General features: G+C 62.6%; 17 protein-coding genes and 1 tRNA gene. 15 read left to right on the forward strand and 3 right to left on the reverse strand.

Features of this window, described 5'->3' with window-relative positions:
- Window positions 1–28: 28 nt before the first annotated feature.
- The 3 genes from DSM104635_RS00635 to DSM104635_RS00645 are packed head-to-tail and all read right to left on the reverse strand — an operon-like array spanning window position 29 to window position 5,033.
- Entirely contained in the window at window positions 29–3,118 is a 3,090-nt protein-coding gene (locus DSM104635_RS00635) for an efflux RND transporter permease subunit (RefSeq protein ID WP_158764329.1), read from the reverse strand.
- Window positions 3,119–3,124: 6 nt separating this feature from the next.
- A complete protein-coding gene (locus DSM104635_RS00640) occupies window positions 3,125–4,438 on the reverse strand; it encodes an efflux RND transporter periplasmic adaptor subunit (protein WP_158764330.1) in 1,314 nt (437 codons plus the stop codon).
- A complete protein-coding gene (locus tag DSM104635_RS00645; RefSeq protein WP_158764331.1) occupies window positions 4,431–5,033 on the reverse strand; it encodes a TetR/AcrR family transcriptional regulator in 603 nt (200 codons plus the stop codon). The genes DSM104635_RS00640 and DSM104635_RS00645 overlap by 8 nt, the downstream gene beginning before the upstream one ends.
- Before the next feature lie 178 nt (window positions 5,034–5,211).
- On the opposite strand from DSM104635_RS00645, the gene DSM104635_RS00650 reads away from it, so the two are divergent.
- The 15 genes from DSM104635_RS00650 (at window position 5,212) to DSM104635_RS00720 (ending at window position 18,186) form a co-directional block, all read left to right on the forward strand.
- Window positions 5,212–6,657, forward strand: a complete 1,446-nt coding sequence (locus DSM104635_RS00650; RefSeq protein ID WP_158764332.1) for an efflux transporter outer membrane subunit — start codon at window positions 5,212–5,214, stop codon at window positions 6,655–6,657.
- Window positions 6,658–6,740: 83 nt separating this feature from the next.
- Window positions 6,741–7,109, forward strand: coding sequence for a BlaI/MecI/CopY family transcriptional regulator (locus DSM104635_RS00655; RefSeq protein WP_158764333.1), 369 nt, complete (start codon window positions 6,741–6,743; stop codon window positions 7,107–7,109).
- Complete coding sequence (locus DSM104635_RS00660) at window positions 7,099–8,577, forward strand: M56 family metallopeptidase (RefSeq protein WP_158764334.1); 1,479 nt, start codon at window positions 7,099–7,101, stop codon at window positions 8,575–8,577. The genes DSM104635_RS00655 and DSM104635_RS00660 overlap by 11 nt, the downstream gene beginning before the upstream one ends.
- A gap of 35 nt (window positions 8,578–8,612) precedes the next feature.
- The gene (locus tag DSM104635_RS00665; RefSeq protein WP_158764335.1) at window positions 8,613–10,142 is read left to right on the forward strand and encodes an FAD-dependent oxidoreductase; all 1,530 of its coding nucleotides are present in this window, start codon (window positions 8,613–8,615) and stop codon (window positions 10,140–10,142) included.
- Complete coding sequence (locus tag DSM104635_RS00670; RefSeq protein ID WP_158764336.1) at window positions 10,139–10,462, forward strand: hypothetical protein; 324 nt, start codon at window positions 10,139–10,141, stop codon at window positions 10,460–10,462. The genes DSM104635_RS00665 and DSM104635_RS00670 overlap by 4 nt, the downstream gene beginning before the upstream one ends.
- A 62-nt stretch (window positions 10,463–10,524) precedes the next feature.
- Window positions 10,525–10,614 (forward strand) — tRNA-Ser (locus DSM104635_RS00675).
- A gap of 93 nt (window positions 10,615–10,707) precedes the next feature.
- Entirely contained in the window at window positions 10,708–12,477 is a 1,770-nt protein-coding gene (locus DSM104635_RS00680; RefSeq protein WP_158764337.1) for a site-specific integrase, read from the forward strand.
- 13 nt (window positions 12,478–12,490) lie between these two features.
- On the forward strand, window positions 12,491–12,946 hold the full coding sequence (locus tag DSM104635_RS00685; RefSeq protein WP_158764338.1) for a hypothetical protein: 456 nt from the start codon (window positions 12,491–12,493) through the stop codon (window positions 12,944–12,946).
- A gap of 238 nt (window positions 12,947–13,184) precedes the next feature.
- Entirely contained in the window at window positions 13,185–13,691 is a 507-nt protein-coding gene (locus tag DSM104635_RS00690; RefSeq protein ID WP_158764339.1) for a hypothetical protein, read from the forward strand.
- Window positions 13,692–14,303, forward strand: a complete 612-nt coding sequence (locus DSM104635_RS00695; protein ID WP_158764340.1) for an AICE-type RepA C-terminal domain-containing protein — start codon at window positions 13,692–13,694, stop codon at window positions 14,301–14,303.
- A 164-nt stretch (window positions 14,304–14,467) separates the two neighbouring features.
- Entirely contained in the window at window positions 14,468–15,013 is a 546-nt protein-coding gene (locus DSM104635_RS00700) for a hypothetical protein (RefSeq protein WP_158764341.1), read from the forward strand.
- 154 nt (window positions 15,014–15,167) lie between these two features.
- Window positions 15,168–15,626 (forward strand): hypothetical protein, encoded by a 459-nt coding sequence (locus DSM104635_RS00705; protein ID WP_158764342.1) that lies wholly within the window; start codon window positions 15,168–15,170, stop codon window positions 15,624–15,626.
- 347 nt (window positions 15,627–15,973) lie between these two features.
- Window positions 15,974–16,756: an enoyl-CoA hydratase-related protein gene (locus tag DSM104635_RS00710; protein WP_158764343.1), complete on the forward strand. Its 783-nt coding sequence runs from the start codon at window positions 15,974–15,976 to the stop codon at window positions 16,754–16,756.
- A 42-nt stretch (window positions 16,757–16,798) separates the two neighbouring features.
- Window positions 16,799–17,374: a TetR/AcrR family transcriptional regulator gene (locus DSM104635_RS00715; protein WP_158764344.1), complete on the forward strand. Its 576-nt coding sequence runs from the start codon at window positions 16,799–16,801 to the stop codon at window positions 17,372–17,374.
- A 23-nt stretch (window positions 17,375–17,397) separates the two neighbouring features.
- Window positions 17,398–18,186, forward strand: a complete 789-nt coding sequence (locus DSM104635_RS00720; protein ID WP_158764345.1) for a crotonase/enoyl-CoA hydratase family protein — start codon at window positions 17,398–17,400, stop codon at window positions 18,184–18,186.
- Window positions 18,187–18,211: the final 25 nt, after the last annotated feature.

The following is an 18,211-nucleotide window of genomic DNA, read 5'->3' on the forward strand; positions in this document are numbered from 1 at the left end:
CGGGTCCGAAGACCCGCGCTCCTTTGTTTTACTCCGCTGGCGTGCGGACCGGATCGTCGGCGTCCGGGATGTGCGGCTTGGGCAGGAAGCCCTGCACCCAGCGTTCGAGCCGGTCGATCAGCACGAACATGGCGGGCACGAACACCAGCGAGAGCAGGGTGGAGAGCATCAGCCCGCCGATCACGGCGGCGCCCATGCCTTGACGCAATGTACCGTCGACGCCCCAGCCCAAAGCGGCCGGCAACATGCCGCCCGACATCGCGAAAGTCGTCATGATGATCGGCCGTGCGCGTTGCATGCCGGCTTCCATCAGTGCGGCGTTGCGGCTCATGCCGTGGTGCATGCGCTCGACCGCGAAATCGACCAGCAGGATGGAGTTCTTCGTCACCAAGCCCATCAGCATCAGCAGGCCGATGAAGGCGAACAGCGACAGCGGCTGGTTGGCGATGATGAGCCCCAAGAACGCGCCGCCGATCGAAAGCGGTAACGCCGTCATGATGGTGATGGGCTGGAAGAAGTCGCGGAACAGCAGCACCAGCACGATGTAGATGAGGATGACGCCCCATAGCATCGCGCTGCCGAAGCTCGCGGTCATTTCCGCGAAGTCTTCGGTTTGTCCGGCGGACGCGAGGCGCGCACCGGGCTGGTTCTGCGCCTCGGGCAGATTGGTGACAGCGGACTGCGCGGTAGAGAGCTCCACGCCGGGCACGACGTTGGCGCCGACGGTGACAGCGCGCTCGCGGTCGCGCCGCTCGATGGCGGCTTCGCCCAACGAGAACTGAACGTCGGCGACAGCGTCGAGGCGTACTGGTTCGCCGAGCTGCGATTGCACCGGCAAAGAGCGCAATGCGTCGAGATCGGAGCGGCGGTCGGGCCGGAGCGTGACACGGATCGGAATCTGGCGATCGGCTAGATCGTAACGCGGCAGAAATTGCTCCGCGTCGCCGCTTGTTGCGATGCGGATGGCGGACGCAAGCGCGGAGGCCGAAACACCGAGGCGCGCCATGTCTTCCTGACGCGGGCGAATTTGCAGTTCCGGCCGACGCAGAGCGGAGGTCGAACGAACGTCGGTCAGCTGCGGCAGACGGCCCATTGCGGCGGCGAGACGGTCGGCGGCCGCGTTCACGGCGGCCGGATCTTGGCCGACGAACTGCACGGTGATGTCGGAGCCGGAAGACCCGCCCTGATCCTGCACGAATGCGGCGCGGTAATCAGGAAACTCAGAAAGCACCGGACGCAGCACTTGCTGGATCGCGTAGGCGGACTTGTTGCGATCGCCGCGATCAACCAGCGAGATGAACATGTCGGCGTTCGGCGCCGAGCCGTCGGAGCCGTTCATGGCGGTGAACACGCCTTCGACTTCCGGGGTCTGGCGAATGCGTGCGCTCATTTGCTGCAGCACGCGATCGGCTTGCAGCACGGGTGTGCCCGGTGGAATCTCGACGCGCGCCTGGATCACACCGGCGTCGAATCGCGGAATGACGACGGCGGGAATGACGCCGACAATCAGCAGTACGAGCGGCACGATGAAGACGCCAAGCCCGACGCCGATGGTCTTCCATGGATTGCGGATCGACCAGCTTAGCGTGTCGCGATAGGCGTGCGTCAGCACACCCGGCTTGGCTTCGTGGTCGTGCGCTTTGTTGGTGAGAAAGAAGGCAGACATCATCGGCGTGATCAAACGCGCGACAATGAGCGAGAAAAGCGCCGCGAAGGCGACGGTCAGCCCGAACTCCCTGAAGAAGACGCCCATGCCGCCTTCCATGAAGCTCACCGGCACGAACACCGCGATGATCGCCCCTGTGGTGGCGACGACGGCGAGGCCGATTTCGTCGGCGGCTTCGAGCGCTGCCGGGTAGGCGCCTTTGCCCATCCGCATGTGCCTGACGATGTTCTCGATCTCGACGATGGCGTCATCGACCAAGACCCCGGTCACCAACGCGAGCGCGATCAGCGTCACCATGTTCAAGGTGAAGCCCAGCACTTCGATGGCGGCGAAGGTCGGGAAGATTGAGAGCGGAATGGCGGCGGCGGCGATCAGCGTTGCGCGCCAATCGCGTAGGATCAGGAACACGACCAAGCACGCCAGCAGCGCGCCTTCGATCAAAGCGTGGATCGAGCTTTCGTGCATGCCGCGGATGAATTCCACGGTGGAGAAGATTTCGCGAACTTCGATTTCCGGACGCTGGCGTTCAATCTCTCGCAGCCGCTCGTCCATGCGGTCGAACACTTGCACTTCGCTGGCGCCGCGCGAGCGCAGGATGGCGAATCCGACGACAGGCTGGCCGTTGTACCGCGACACCGAGTTCATATCGCTGGCGGCGTCGGTAATTGTGCCGAGATCGCCCAAACGAACAGTGCGGCCGTCCGCGGCGGAGATGCGCAGATCATTGAGCTGGGCGATGGTTTCCGCGCCACCGAGCGCGCGAATGGACTGCGCCTGGCCGCTGATCTGGGCTTGACCGCCTGGCAAATCGACGTTCATGGCGCGCAGTTGATCGTTCACCGCGTCGGCTGAAACGCCGTAGGCCAGCATGCGCGCGGGATCGAGTTCGACGCGGATTTCGCGATCGACGCCGCCGGTGCGCTGAATGCCGCTGACGCCCGGAACCGCGAGCAATTCACGCTGCAGATCATTGTCGATGAACCAGGAGATATCCTGCGGCGACATGCCTTCGCCGACGACAGCGTAGTAGCCGATCGGTTGGCTCGCCGCGTCAAGCCGCGTGATCACGGGTTCGCTGATGTCGGCGGGCAGTTCGGATCGAATGCGGTTGATCGCGTCGCGCGCGTCCTCGACGGCGCGGCCGAGATCGCCGTCGCTCTCCATCTCGACAACGGTGTTGGAAAAGCCAGGCGAGATCGTCGAGGTGACGCGCTTTACCCCTTCGACCGACGTCAGCGCGCTTTCGATGCGCTGCGTGATCTGGGTTTCCATTTCCTCTGGCGCGGCGCCGGCTTGGCCGACGCCGACCGTGAAGCCGCCGAAGTCGACGTTCGGCAGTTGGTTGATCGGCAGCCGGCCGTACGCAGTCCAGCCCGCGAACACGAGTGCCAGAATGAGCAGGATCGGCGGGATCGGATTGCGGATCGCGCCGGCCGAGATGTTCCAAGCCATGACGGATCAGCCCTCCCGGCCGCGCAGTTCGCCGGAATTGTTCTCACCAGACTGATCGGCTGGCGCTGTCGTCGCCGCTGGCGTTGGGTCGGCCAGCGGCCGCACTTCGTCGCCGTCCTGCAAGAAGGCAGCGCCGGCGCCGACAATGCGTTGGTTCAACTCAAGCCCGGAGACGATTTCGACCCAATCGCCGTCACGCGCGCCGAGCGCGATGTTGGTGCGGTGAACGTTGTTCTCTTGATCCAACACGAACACGTAGGCTTGCCCGTTGTCGTAAAGGATCGAGCTTTGCGGCACGGCGAGCACGCTGCGCTCGGCGAGTTGCGCTTCTCCGCGCAGATACATGCCGGCGCGGACGCGGGTTTCGCGCGGCAACTGGAACAGCGCCTCGCCGGTGCGCGTGCGGCTGTCGATCGAGGCGGGCAGGCGGCGCAAGCGACCCTCAACGGTTGTGCCATCGACCAGCGAGAACGTTGCGGTCTGGCCCTGCGTGAGCGCCAGCGCTTCGCCTTCGGCGACTTGCGCGGCGACTTCGAGATCGTTGCCGGCGGCGATGCGGAAGAGAATTTGTCCGGCGACATCGCGGCCCACTTCAGCTGTGCGGTCGATAACGAGGCCAGCCGCGGGCGCGCGGACATAGCCGCCGCCGAGGCGCGCGTTGACTTCCTGCAGCTGCGCGCGCGCTGCGGCGAGCCGCGCATCGGCCGCGATCGCGGCGGAACGGCGTGTCTCGATTGCTTCGGTCGAGAGCGCGCCGGAGTCGCGGATCGATTCCGCGCGTTCGTACTCGCCACGAGCGCGCACTGAGGTAGACTCGGCTTCGGCGACGCTGGCTTGTGCGGCGCGCGTTTGCGCTTGCGCAAGATTGGTGTCGAGCCGCGCCATCGGTTGGCCTTCGCGCACGTACTCGCCTTCATCGACCAGGAGTTGAAGGATGCGCACGCCGGTCGCCGGCGCCGAAACCTGAATGTCGCGCACAGGGCGAGCCTCGCCATTGAGAGAGATCGTTGCGTGGAATGGGCGCTCGGCGGTCGTGATCACGCTGACGGCTTGCGCGGTGGAAACAGGCGTATGCACAGCGCCGTCACCGCCCAAGCGGCTCAGCACGAACATGACGGCGATTACCGCGACGATGCCGATGCCCAGCATTGTCAGAACACGGCGGCGATGACTCGGATCGTCGGGATCGCCCGCCGCTCGGCGCCAAGCGTTCTCGCCGGCGCCCTTAGCTGTTTGCAAAGCACGACCGCCAGCATCGGCGGCGCGTTTGAACAAACCCTCCGCGCGGGTGAACTCTTCGGGATTCTCGGGCTTATTCATGACGTGGGCTCAGATAGCGCTCCGCGAGCGCGCGGAATTGGAGGAGGGCGGCGTCTGGGTCCGTGTCGCGCAGAAATGCGCGCCTCAGACCTATGCCTTCGAGGGCGGCGAACAAGGTGTTCACCGTCATTTCTGCGTCGAGTGACGGATCAACTTCACCGCGCTCTTGCGCGGCCTTCATCGCCTTCGTGAAAACTTTGACACTTTGCGCATCGGTCGCGCGCAATGGCGTCGACACAGAATCGTCACGAATGGCTTCGGCGAAAATGTCCGCGATCAAAGATCCGTCACCGTCGGCGAACTTCTGCATGAAGCCGCGGCAGGCCAAGCACATCGCTTCGATGATGCCGTGCTCTTCGGCGGCGCGCAGAAACGCTTCGTCGCTTTCGCCGCGCGAGTCTTCGGCGATAGCGCCGATGATTTCCGCCTTGGAGGCGAAATAGCGATAGAGCGCGCCGGCGCTGATGCCGGCCTCGGCGCAGATCTCGGCCATCGTGGCTTGGTGGAAGCCGCGCTTACGGAAGCAGGCGATCGCCGCGTCCATGATCTGCCGGCGCCGGCGATCAGCCAGTTCGGGATCGGCAAGGCGGGCCAAGGATCATCCCCAAAACAAAATCAGCCCTTGCGGGGCTTCGCTGCAACGCATATAAAACGAATGTTCGTTCTATAAATGTTAAGGGTGGACGACGTCAAGTCGAAATCCCAAGTCCTGGACCAACAAACTCTTCGGCCGATCCGCTGAAGGAAGAACTAAGCTACTGAGGAGTAAGGGAATGGTCGCCTTCCGGCCCTGGATCGGCGGATCGGCGCGTGCCGTGGCTTTGGCCGCGCTGCTCGCGACGTCCGCCTGCGTGACCATGCCCAGCGAGCGCGCCGAAGCGCCGCTGCTGCCGTCGCAATGGCGCGACGCGCCCGCGGGCGCGGCGCTGCCGGTGACCGATTGGTGGCAGGGCTTCAACGATCCGGCGCTGACACAGCTGGTGGGCGAAGCGCTAGCCGATGGCCCAACGGTGCAGCTCGCTGTGTCGCGCGTCCGCGAAGCGCGCGCGCTTTCTTATTCAACGCTGACTCAATTCTTGCCGGAGTTGTTGGCGACCGGCAGCGGCCAATACACGCGCGTCGTCGAAGGCGCGGTCGCGCCTGGCGCCGAGCGCGAGCAGATGACTGGCGCATACGGCGCCCAAGTGTCGTGGGAATTGCCGTTGTTCGGTATCGGACCGGCGGCGGCCGGCGCTGGCGCCAACACGCGCGCCGCGGTCGCCGATCTTCGTGGCGCACAAGTCGCGCTCGCCGCGGACGTAGCGCAAGCTTATGTCGATCTGCGCACCGCACAGGCCAGCTACGCGGCGCTGTCGCAATCAGTGCAAACGTCGGACGAACTTGCGCGCATCCTGCAAACCAGTTTCGAAGCGGGCTTCGCGTCGGAAGCGGACGCCGCCGATGCGCGACGCTTGGCCGAAAGCACACGTACGCGCTTGCCCGGCTTGGTGATTGAAACGCGCCGCGCTGAGAACGTACTCGCGGTGTTGCGCGGCAAGGCGCCGGGTACGGAGGAGGCGGGCGTGCAGGCGGTCATAGCCGCTCAAAACGCGCCAATTCCGCATCTTGAGTTGACGTCAGCGCCAGCTGCGCCGGCTGATCTTCTCCGCTTGCGCCCTGATGTTGCGCGCGCGGAAGCGCAGACACTTGTCGCCGCTGCGTCGCTGGGTGCGGCGCGCGCTGACTTGTTTCCGCGCTTGAACCTCACCGGCTCGATCAATGTCACCGACGCGCTGATCGGCAATCCGGCTACAGCCGGGACGACACTCGCGAGCGCGACGCCTTTCATCTCAATCCCGCTCTTTGATTGGGGCCGCCGCTTTGCTGTGCAACGCCAGCGTGACGCGCAGTTCGACCAATCCTTGATTCAGTATCAGCAGACGGTGACGCAAGCCGTGGCCGAGGCGTCGAACGCATTGGTCTCGCTGGATCAGGGCCGTTTGCGCCTCGACTCTGCACGTCGCGCCGAACAAGCGGCGGAAACCACGGCGCGCGGTTCGCGCGCGGCGTACGGCGCTGGCATCCAAAGCTTGGCCGATCGGTTGCGCGCCGAGCAGCAGCTGATCGATGCGAACCTCACGCGCATCGACGCTGAAGCGCAATCTGCCCGCGCGGCCATCGCCACCTATCGCGCTTTCGGCGGCGGCCCGGCGATCGAAACCACTACCGCGTCGCGCTAGGACGAAAGCGCTGCAATCCGCGACGAAGCGCGATTGACTTTATCGATTACACCTGTAATTGTACGAAGATTACAGGTGTAAACATGCGCGTCAGTGGTGCGGAAAGTGTGATCATGGAGGCGCTTTGGAAGCGTCACCCTTTGAGCGCGGACGATATCGTCTCCGATGTCGCGAAAGAGCAGGGCTGGACCGAAGCCACGGTCAAAACGCTGATCAATCGGCTGCTCACCAAGGATGCCATCACCGCCGAACGCGATGGCCGGCGCTATCTCTACAGCCCGAAGATCGTGCGCGCCGACTACGTCAGCGAAGAAAGCCGCAACCTGATCGACCGTCTGTTCGATGGCCGGCTCTCATCGCTGGTCACGCATTTCTCAGAGCGCGAACAATTGAGCGCCGACGATATCGCAGAACTGAAACGACTGATCGGGGAGCTCGACAATGAGCGCTGATCTTCTTGGCCTCCTAATGCGCCTGGTCCTCGTCGTCAGCGCCGCCATCGCATTGGTGCTCGCGCTGCGCATTCCAATGCGAGCTGCCTTCGGCGCACGCGTTGCGTATGCGTTGTGGCTGCTCGTTCCGATTGCGGCGATTGCGGCGGTGATGCCAGCGCGCCTGGTTCTGATCGACGCCGCACCTTTGGTTTCAAGCGCCATAGTCGAACAGGGCGCGCCCACCGCAACCGTTGCGACGCCCCCAGCCGATGCGATGTCATCGGCCGCCACGTTCGCCATATCGCGCCTCGATGCCTACATCATTGCACTGTGGGCCCTTGGCTTTGCGTTCAGCCTTGCGGTGCTCGCGCTTGGTCAACACCGGTTCCTCCGCCGTCTTGGCGCGCGTCGCGCGGCGAACGGCGTACGCATCGCTGCAACAGACAGCGCCGGGCCCGCTGTGGTCGGCGTCTTTGTCCCCCGTATCGTCGTGCCAGTGGATTTCGAAGCGCGCTACACGCCCGCCGAGCGCGAACTGGTGCTGGAGCATGAACGCGCGCACATCAGAGCCGGCGATGTCCAAGTCAACGCACTCGCGGCGCTGCTGCAATGCGTGTTCTGGTTTAATCCGCTCGCTTACGTGGCCCGCGCCGCACTGCGCATCGACCAGGAGCTCGCCTGCGACGAGCGCGTGATGCAGCGCCATGGCTCGGCGCGCCGCGCTTACGCTGAAGCGATGCTCAAAACTCAACTCGCTGCTAGCGCCGTGCCGCTTGGTTGCGCTTGGCCGCCGGTGGGCGCCCAGCCGCTGAAGCAGCGCATTACCGCGCTCGGGCGCCCGCGCGTCGCCGCAACGCGCCGCGCGTTCGGTGGCGCATTGTGCCTCGCCGCCACGCTCGTGGTCGCGCTCACGGCGTGGGTCGCGCAACCGCCGCGCCGCGCCTACGCTGACGAAGTGCAAGACGGCGGCTGGTTGCAGCGCTCGTCCAGCGCACGCCTAGTGCACGCGCTGCAAAACGGCGACGTCGCTGAAGCGCGTGACCTCATCGCGGCTGGCGCCGACGTCAATCACTGGATCCCCGGTGACGGCACGCCGCTCATCATGGCCGCGCGGCTTAACGATCTCGATATGGCGCGCGATCTGCTCGAAGCCGGCGCCGATGTAGATCAAGTCGCGCGCGGCGAAGGCAACGCGCTGATCGTCGCCAGTCAGTTAGGCAATGTCGAGATGGCGCGCCTGTTCGTGCAAGCCGGCGCCGATGTGAACGCTATCGTGCCGTCCGACGAAACGCCGCTTATCAATGCTGCGCGCAGGAACCGCCTAGTAGTCGCGCGCTACCTCATCAATCACGGCGCCGATGTGAATCTCGCCGTGCGCGCGCCGATTGTTGACGGCAACGAACTTCGATCGCCATTGCAAATGGCGCGCAGGGGAGGTCACGTCGAAATGATCGATCTGCTCCGCCAAGCCGGCGCCCGCGGCTAGCGAAACACCCCGTAAATTCAAGAAGGAGTTGCGCGATGGCAATCATCGACGCCCGAGATTTGCCCGAAGCGACCGAGATCGAAGCCGATCTCGTCATCATCGGCGGCGGCATGGCGGGCATCGCCATCGCCACCGAATGGGCCGGCGCCAACAAGAGCGTTGCGATCCTCGAAAGCGGCGGCCTGGAGTTCGACCAGACCATCCAGGATCTCTACCGCGGCAGCGGCGTGATGCGCGCGCCCGACAATCCGGAAGCGTCGCTCGATGATTACACGTGGCAGTCGCGCATGCGCATCCTCGGCGGCTCGGCCGCGATCTGGGGCGGCAAGTGCGTGCCGCTCGACGAAGCGGACTTCACACGCCGCGATTGGCTCTCGCGCACCGGTTGGCCGATGACGCGCGCGCAGTTGCAGCCGTACTACGATCGCGCTTGCCGCTTGCTCGAGATTCCGCTGTTCGATCGCGACTTCGATTCCAGCTCGGAAGAGGGAAGGCCCGCGCTCACCGTGAACGGCGCGCGCGATTTCTTTTCCGCGCCGCGCTACTTTTCGCCGGTGGGCGGCGGCGCTGACCGCGACAAGTTCGATCGCTTCCGCACCGCGCCCTCGGAAGCCGCGAACGTCAACGTCTACCTCCACGCCAACGTCACTGAGATTCGCAAGCGCCGCCGTGGCCGCCGCATCAGCGATCTCGCCGTCGCGTGCCTGAACGGCAAACGCCACACCGCGCGCGGGCGCGCTTATGTATTGGCGACCGGCGGCATCGAGAACGTGCGTTTGTTGCTGGCGTCCGATCTCGGCAACGACAGCGATCAGCTCGGCCGCAACTTCATGGGCCACGTCACCTACGGCCAGTTCGAGGACGAAAAGCCGATCTCGATGTTCGCACTCAGCGACGCGCAGCGTGCGATGACGCTCTACACCGACAACGGCCGTGACAAAGTCCATTGCGTGCTGGCGGCGACGCTTGAAGCGCAGCGCCGCTTCAACATGGGCAATTTCACCGCCACCATGGTCAACGCCACGTTCCCGCCGAACGCTAACGTCGAAGCGGCGCGCATGCTCGCGTCAATGCTGGATCAGAACGGTCTCCGCGCCGAACCTGCGCAGCGCGTTGCAATCTATTTTATGGCCGAGCACATGCCTAACCCCGAAAGCCGCATCACGCTCGATATTGCGAACGTCGATGCGTTGGGCATTCCGAAAGTGCGGTTGGATTGGGTCTACACCCGGCGCGACCTCGACAATCTCGAGGCTGGCGTGAACGCGCTCGCGCAGGTGCTGGGCGAGACCAACACCGGACGTGTCTGTTGGCCGGTGCCGCGCAATGAATGGCTCGCGGGCTTCAGTCCGTCACGCCACCACATGGGCGCAACACGCATGAGCATTGATGCTGACGAAGGCGTGGTGAACGAACACTGCCGCGTGCACGGCCTCGATAATCTCTACGTCGCCAGCGTCTCGGTGTTTCCAACATCCGGTATCGCCAACCCCACGCTCACCCTCATCGCGCTCGCCATGCGCATGTCGGATCATTTGAAGCGCGACCTCGGAGTGCGGTCATGAGCCTGAACAAAAGAGAGCTGTTGTTGGCGCTGGCCGCGCTTGGCGCCGGCGCGATGTTGCCGGCCGCTGCGCAGCAAGCGGGGGCGCCCGATCTCTCCGCCGGCCGCGCGATCGGCGACGCGTACCGCGCCGCGAACGCCGGCGAGGATTGGGGGGCGATCCGCGCTGAACTGGCGCCGAGCGGGCTCGACGCTGCGGCCATCGCTCGCTTGCGCAGCTTGGCCGCCGCCGATTTCAGCGCGGGCAGGGTGTTCGTGCACGAGGGCTGGCGGCTTTCACGCACCGAGGGGCGGTTATTTGCGCTGCTCGCTGCCGCTTGACCGAGGAAATCCGGGGCCCGGACTTGCAACCGGACGCAACCGCCGCCATTAAGCGGGCCTCCGGAGAGGTGGCCGAGTGGCTGAAGGCGTCAGTCTCGAAAACTGGAGTACTCGCAAGGGTATCGAGGGTTCGAATCCCTCCCTCTCCGCCACCCGCGCCAAATGGCGTTGGAGGCAAAGAAAATCCCGCCGATAAAGGGTTTTTTCCTCTTCACGCACTACAAACTACCACTATAAATTGCCCCATGGCTCGGGGACAAAATCGAAAAAAGAAGGTGCCGGGTACGCGGGTTCTTCTTGATGGGACCTATGAGGCCATCCTCGTGGTTCCAGCGGATTGCCAGGACCGGGTGGGCAAGAAAAACCTCACCCGTCGGCTGGGCACCACACTCTACTCAGACGCCAAGAGACTGGCGCCGCCGATCTTGCGCGAATTCGAGCTTGTCGTTGAACGGGCGCGTGCTGGCGCATCGGCGCCGGCTGAGCCCGTCGATCCGAGAAAGGCCGTTCGGGCCATCGAACAATGGCGCGCTGCTGAGCTTTCGCGGGCAGAACTGCGAGCATTCAACCAACCTGACGAAGAGATTCCGGACCCCCAGACCTACTGGAGTGAGCATTCGGCGTATCGGCTGCGCTACTACGAGCTTCGGGACGGGCTATCTCGTCAAGGACGCTGGGCAGACATCGCAGGCTTCGACGAAAAGCTACTTGGCGTGCTCGATGATCAGGGGATTCGGCTGAGCGGCACCCACCCGGCAATGACACGGTTGCGTCCGATTTTTCAGGCCGCTTGGTGCGATGTCGTGAAATATGAGGATGATCTTAGAAGCGGTGCGGTCACACCTGGAGAAACGTCGAATGCGGCAGTGGCGCAGTCAGTCTCGACCGCCTCACAATTCTCAGACCACAACCTTGAAGGCACGGTGTGGGACGCATTTGTCGCGTGGCGAACTAAGCGTGAGCGGGACGGAGGCGATGCAGGCAAGACGGCGCGAGAGTTTGAAACTCAGGTTAAGCGTTTCATTGATGTGCATGGTGATCTTCGGCTCGGTCAGATCACGCGGCGACACTGCATCGAATTTCGTAATCTGATGGCTCAGTATCCGGCGAGCGTACCCACCGCCATGCGGTCCGAGTCCGTGCGCACTGTCGTCGCTCGATACACGGCGAAAGGTCAAGCGCCTTACAAGCGGCTGGCGGCAAAGACGCTCAACGAGAAGGTCTTCGCTGCGCTCCGAGCCGTATTCGCTGATGCGGCTATTGAAAGCGAAAACTTCGTCAATCCCATGCTGAACATCTCCGTGGAGACCACCAAAAGCGCACCAACTAAGCTCCCTTATAACGATCGCGAGGTGGGAGCATTGTTTGCGAGCGACGTATTTCGCGGAAAGCTTGTTCGCGACAAGAGGGCTGGTGGCGACGCCCAGAAATGGATTCCACTGCTGGCCGCTTATTCCGGCGCCCGATTGGAAGAACTGGGGCAACTCGCCGTCACCGACATCAAGGAAGAAGACGGCGTCCATTACATGCATATTCAGGAGCGATACGACGGCCCCGACCCGGGCTATCTTCGGAGCCTCAAGAATGAAGCTTCCCAACGGAAGGTGCCAATTCATTCCGCCTTGCTTGAGCTTGGCTTCCTGCAATTCGTCGACGCCCAGCGTTCCGCTGGAAATATCCACGTGTTTTCTTCGCTCAAGTGGGACGATAAAAAGAAGCGCGACAAAAGTTACAAGGTGACCGCATCATTGTCGAAGTGGTGGTCCGCGTACTCCAGACTTGTTGTTCCGGATACGCGGAAGTCGTTTCACTCGTTCCGCCACACCTTCAAAAACCGATTGCGAAACGCCGGTGTGGCTAAGGCGCTGGACGACGCTTTGACTGGCCACATTTCGTCAGACGAAGGCGACCGCTACGGGCGAGACCAAGAGGGACTGGGCTTTCGACTTCCGATTTTGGCCGATGCGATTGAACAGCTTTCACATCCGAATATCGACGTTCGGGCCATTCGGTAGGCGTAAATAGCAAATGCCAACTGCCGACGACGTCGCCACTTCTCTTGAACTTCGCTTCTTCCTCGATCGCTGTTTCGTCGCACACCAGACCAGACGACCAGACTTGGCTGACATTTATGCGCGTGCCGCCGAAGCCGTGCTGCGAGCAGCCTTTCCCCAACTCGCCGCCGACATCGGTCGCACCGCGAGCCGCAAAGGAAATGGCGACGTGATCGGCGCCCGGCTCGCACAACATCTCTCAGCACGATCGGCTGCGGTTGTGGCGACGGTACTGACCTTGCGTGGTGCCAGAAAACCGGTTGTGCAAGCGTTGTCGGCGGAGTTCGGAAGTCATCCGGAGTTCGTGGCGACGACCAAAATGTTGTGCCGGCGGGTGTTCGACCCGCTGCTGGCGACGACCTCGACGATGGCGCCAAGCTGTGCGCCGGTCTTGGCGTCGATCGAGGTTGCGGCGCCGGTTGGGCGGTAGATAACCAGCTTCGCGAATTCCAGCCGGTGCAACGGGCTTCAGGTGGTGCCTGGGGCTGAACCAACACCACAAGTTGCGGACCAGGAATGAGCAGTAATTCGGTGCCGGACTTAAAGTCAAATGCAGGTGTCTGCCGGCGCTGAAGCCAACTCCCTCTATCTGCATTTGCCGAATCGCGGTATAAACGCCGTTATTACTTTGCCGCACTCGTCCGGATAGATATTTGAGAGTATTGAGAATGTATAAGTGTAGTCCCGGCGCCAATGCGCCGGCACGGGCTGATTTGTGCCCGATTTCCAAGGTTGTGGCTGGCTCTACGCCGAGCGAGGACGTCCTGCCCCCCGGCGGCGACGACGATTTTCATCCCTGCCGGTGTCCGACCTGCCTTGCGGGGCTGACCAAGATCGAATGGCTGCGTCCGCCGCACTTCCTCTATGAGATCGTCGTTGAACCAATGGAAGACGATGCGAACGCCTCCGGAGGCGAAGCTTTTAGTCTGGTCCAGGATTTGAGGTACACGCTTCCGGCTGATCGCCCGGACTTGGTCCGCTTCATTCAAGGGCGTGAGCGCGGCGACGGCCATACCACGACAATGGTCACGCTGCCTTCATGCGTGGATGAGTTCGAATCGTTCTTGGAAGAGCAATTGATACCGGCGTTGACTGCGCTGGGATGGCGAAGCGACGTCATGGCCACGCGACGCAATGGTTCGAGCGATCCGATCCGCAATTTGGTTGGGATGTAGATGGCGAATTCGCCGCCCGCTCACGGTACGGACGTCGTCGGTACCGATGTCGATCGACCGCATTCGATTGTTGATCAGCATTGTGACGGAACTCTTGCTCGTGGCCACATCCGACGCAACCACATCGGTCGCGCGATATGCATGCTCATGTGTGACCGGTTGGAGTGGCAAGGAACCGCCGCGCAGCTTCTTGATGAGTTGAAGCGCCTTCACCCGAACGATCGTCGTCTTGCCGGCCAGACGCCGGGAGGGCTCGGCCAGCACTTAAGCAAGCTCCATCCTAAGCTCATGCAAGCGGGGTGTGTGGAAGTCGAGATGGCTAGGGTGGGGCACAACCGTACTCGAATGATCTTTCTAACGAGGCTCGATCAGAAGGCGTGTGCCGACGCGGCGATCGCGCTGAGGAATGCTGGCAGCGCGGACGAGGCGGACAGTGTTTGCGCCGAATCCACCGACGTTAAGCGCGCTCTTGGCTTCGGCCTCAGGCCTGCCCACGGGCTCCGCAATCGTTTTGGTAGGCATTTCAATTCGACGGCCTGGGCCAATGTCGAAATCGACGAGTGCTTCGGTGAGAGAAAGCATGGCACGGCCCTCTCGTCTGTGGGGCGCTGACCCCGCCGTCTGCGTTGTGAAAACTAAGGGCGCTTGGACCGTACGAACTGTTCGGCTGTGAGACGTTCGCCTGCAATGGCGTAAACAATTTCTAGGAGCCGAGGAAAAGCGGTTGCTGGCGAGCCTAACTACTTCGAGGCGCACAGGTCCTCGGAGTGCAACGCATGAGCCAAGTAAAATCGTATAGAATGCCGTCTGATCGACGGAGAACCGTTGCTGTGCTGGAGCCGATGCTTCGCGAGTTGCTGGCCGGTGTCCAGAACCAGGAAAACAAATGTACTTCTGTTGGGAAATGCCACGTCGAGTTCTGGCGGGGAAAACTGGGCATGCACTGTGCGATAACGCTTGAGTATCGACGCGTCTTCGAAGCCCTAATCGAGCCGGAGTTCAAGGGGCGCTATTGCGACGGGCGAGTAGAGGTTCGGCGCTGGACCCGTGGCCCGTGGGAGGCGGACTTCGGAGTCAAAGTGGAGGGCTTTGATCCACTCACCAACGATGTTCTGCCCGAAGAATTATTGAAGGCCCTGCGCAGTGGTTTGCGCTCTTACGCGATCATTGCTGACGGTTTGATCGAGGACATGTTTGCTCACACTTGGGTTGCCCCAATAAGCCGTGGGAATTTGATCGATCGCCTTGCGCTAGGTTTGCAGCGGATCGGTGTCGAGGTGGACGAGGACTTGGCTGACATCGGGGTCCTTCCACTGCTTTGATCGGATCGTGCCCTTCCGCTTTGGGGCAAAAGGCGTAATTGGGAGCGGCGTCGAACCGCGCCGAAGCGGACGCTCGTGTCAGCTCATGCCTGCGGCTAGCACTGGCCCGAAGCGGACTCTGGGCTCCGCAGCCTTCGCATGGCAAATCAGAGCAATGGCCGAGCTATTTACAGTTGAGATGTCGCCGCCGGTTCATAACGGCATGACGTTGGATTTCAGGTCTAGCGATCAGCATTTCCGACAGAACTTTGCGACTCATATCCACCCGTTCCTGGAGAGACTTGTCAGTGCTCTCCGGGTACTCCGAGACGGATTTGTCGATGAGAAGATCAGGCTCTTTATCGGCGCGCCCGAATGCGAAATTTGCCTTCAAGCAGAGGCAAATTCTCAAGTCGCCAGACTTCGTCTAGACATCTGGCCGGATTTCAAGCGCAGCACGATGAAGCCGCCCAAGACGGTCTTTTCCATTGAGGGAAGCCGCCAGGAGATAATCGAGCCCTTTGTCACCGCCCTGAAAAAGTTGCGCGCAGAAGTGGGCAACGCCGACTTTGAGCGAGGGTATGGTTCTGCCTTTCCGGATGCTGAGTATGAGAGGCTTACCAGCAACCGCTGAACGACCGTTCCCGGCGACCTCACGCCGTTCGACGGAGTAGGGCACCAGCGGCAGGATTGAAGCGCGCCCGCCACTCAAGAAAAATGTCGGAGGGCGCACGTCTGGCCCGAAGCGGACATTGGCGCAGGCGCCGTCACACACGGCCTTGATGGAGTAGCGCCGGAGCTTCCTGGTCTGTCGCCTCATCACCGGACTCATTGATCTGACGTGGTCCCTGAGCCCTTCTGACAATTCTCCCTTGACGCCAGCAATCAGGATGATAATCATCATCTATCTACATGACGAGTATAATCCACAATGTAGAACCACACAGCGCCTAGATCGATGCATCAACGGAGTTTGGAAACATGACGGAGCACGTCAAAGCCACCACGGCGAACGACATCCTCACTCTGGTGATCGACAGACCTGACAAGAAGAACGCCCTGACCAACGCCATGTACGGTGCGTTGGCGGACGCCCTGGAACGCGCCGAGAAGGATTCCGAAGTCGCCGCTATCCTGATCCGCGGCGAAGGCGACATGTTCACCGCAGGCAACGACGTCAGCGAGTTCGCGGCCGGCGCCTCGGACAACGAACCGCCACACGTCGGCCGTTTCCTGCGTGCGTTGATCGCGTCGTCACGTCCCGTCGTCGCCGCGGTGCAGGGCCGCGCCGTGGGCGTCGGCACGACCATGCTCCTGCACTGCGACTATGTGATCCTGGCAGAGGGCGCGCAGCTCACTACGCCGTTTGTCAATCTGGCTCTCGTCCCGGAAGCCGCATCGAGCCTGTTGCTGCCTTCGCGTATCGGCCACGCCCGCGCGTTTGCGATGTTTGCGCTTGGCGAACCCCTGAGCGCTCAGGATGCGCTCGCCTGGGGCATCGCCAACAAGGTGGCGCCGGCGTCCGAATTCATCGCCGTCGCCGAGCAAGTCGCGGCGCGTTTGGCCAAGCAACCGCTCGGCGCAGTCATGGCGACCAAGCGGCTCATGCGAGACGCCGCGGCGATGACCCGGCAGATGGAGGCGGAGAGCGAGCAGTTTCAAGCGCGCCTGGCGTCTCCAGAAGCGCAGGAGGCGTTCGCCGCGTTCGCGCAGCGGCGCGCACCGGACTTCAGCCGTTTCCGTCGGCAACAAGCGATGGCCTGACGCATCCTGCAGATGGGCAATCTAGCGAAGGAGGCGTGAGTCGTGGGTCACTCGCAGGCTGCGAAAGCGAAGAGTCGAGAGCGGATACTCGCGGAAGCCGCCGATCAGATTCGAGACGAAGGATTGGAATCCGTGAGCGTGGGCAAGCTCATGAAGAGCGTGAAGCTGACGCACGGGGGCTTCTACGGCCACTTCGCATCGCGCTCGGACCTACTCGCGCAAGCACTGGAGCGGGCGCTCGTCGAAGGCGCAAAGCGTTCCGCAGCGGAGGAATCCGTCCGCAGTCGCGGGTTCGCAGGCTTCGTCCGCAGCTATCTGAACCGGGCGCATCGTGACTCACGGAGTTCCGGATGCGCGATTGCAGCGCTCGTCTCTGACGTCGGTCGCGCCGACGAACAGTCCCGTGCCGTCATGGAAGAGCATGTTGAAGAGTACATCGCCGCTATCGAGCGACGCCTTGGCGACGCGGACGATGAACGGGCGATAGTCGCGGTCAGCGCCATGGTGGGCGCGCTCGCCTTGTCGCGCGTCATGACCAACGCCTCGCGCTCGGATGCACTGCTCCGCGTGGTGCGAGAACATCTGATGGCGAACAACATAGAGTCAAACGGCGAATAGGCCGCAGATCGTTAGGATGAGACATGTCGGAAAGTAGCGCTGAAGGCCGCGTTCGCCACGAACGCCAAGGCCGCATTCTGAAGATTGTCATCGACAACCCGGCGCGGAAGAACTCCTTCCAACCCGAGATGATGGCGCAGCTCTCCGATGCGCTGACGCTGCTGGATGGAGACGACGACCTTTGGGTTGGCGTGCTCTGCGCCGAAGGCGACCACTTCACATCCGGCCTCGACATGCCGAAGTTCTTCGGTCCTGGCGCCACGCCAGTCGAGCGTCCGCCGACGCACATCGATCCCTTCGGCCTACGTAACCGCTGCCGCAAACCGATAGTGACTGCTGTGCAAGGCATCTGCTTCACGGTTGGCATCGAGATGATGCTGGCGGGCGACATTGTCGTGGCCGCTGACGACTGCCGGTTCTGTCAGATGGAGTCGAAGCGCGGTATCGCGCCCTTGGGTGGCGCCCACTTCCGCTACATCGCCAACGCCGGCTGGGGCAACGCGATGTACCACCTCATGCTGTGCGATGAATTCAGCGCCGCAGAGGCTCACCGAATCGGCCTCGTGCAGGAAGTGGTTCCTGCTGGCCGGCAGATCGAGCGCGCCATGGAGATCGCTGCGATCATCGCCGCCAACGCCCCGCTTGGCATCCAGGTCACAAAGCAGGCCGGCCGCGCGTTTATACAAGCGGGCGAACAAGCCGCCATCGCCGCCATCCCCGGCATCCATGCGCGTGTGATGCAGAGCGCCGACGCGATGGAGGGCATCAAGTCATTCATCGAACGGCGTCCTGCTCAATTTCAAGGGCGCTGACACAGCGGTAGGGCAGGTCTTCCGC

Source organism: Terricaulis silvestris (assembly GCF_009792355.1).
Classification (GTDB): domain Bacteria; phylum Pseudomonadota; class Alphaproteobacteria; order Caulobacterales; family Aquidulcibacteraceae; genus Vitreimonas; species Vitreimonas silvestris.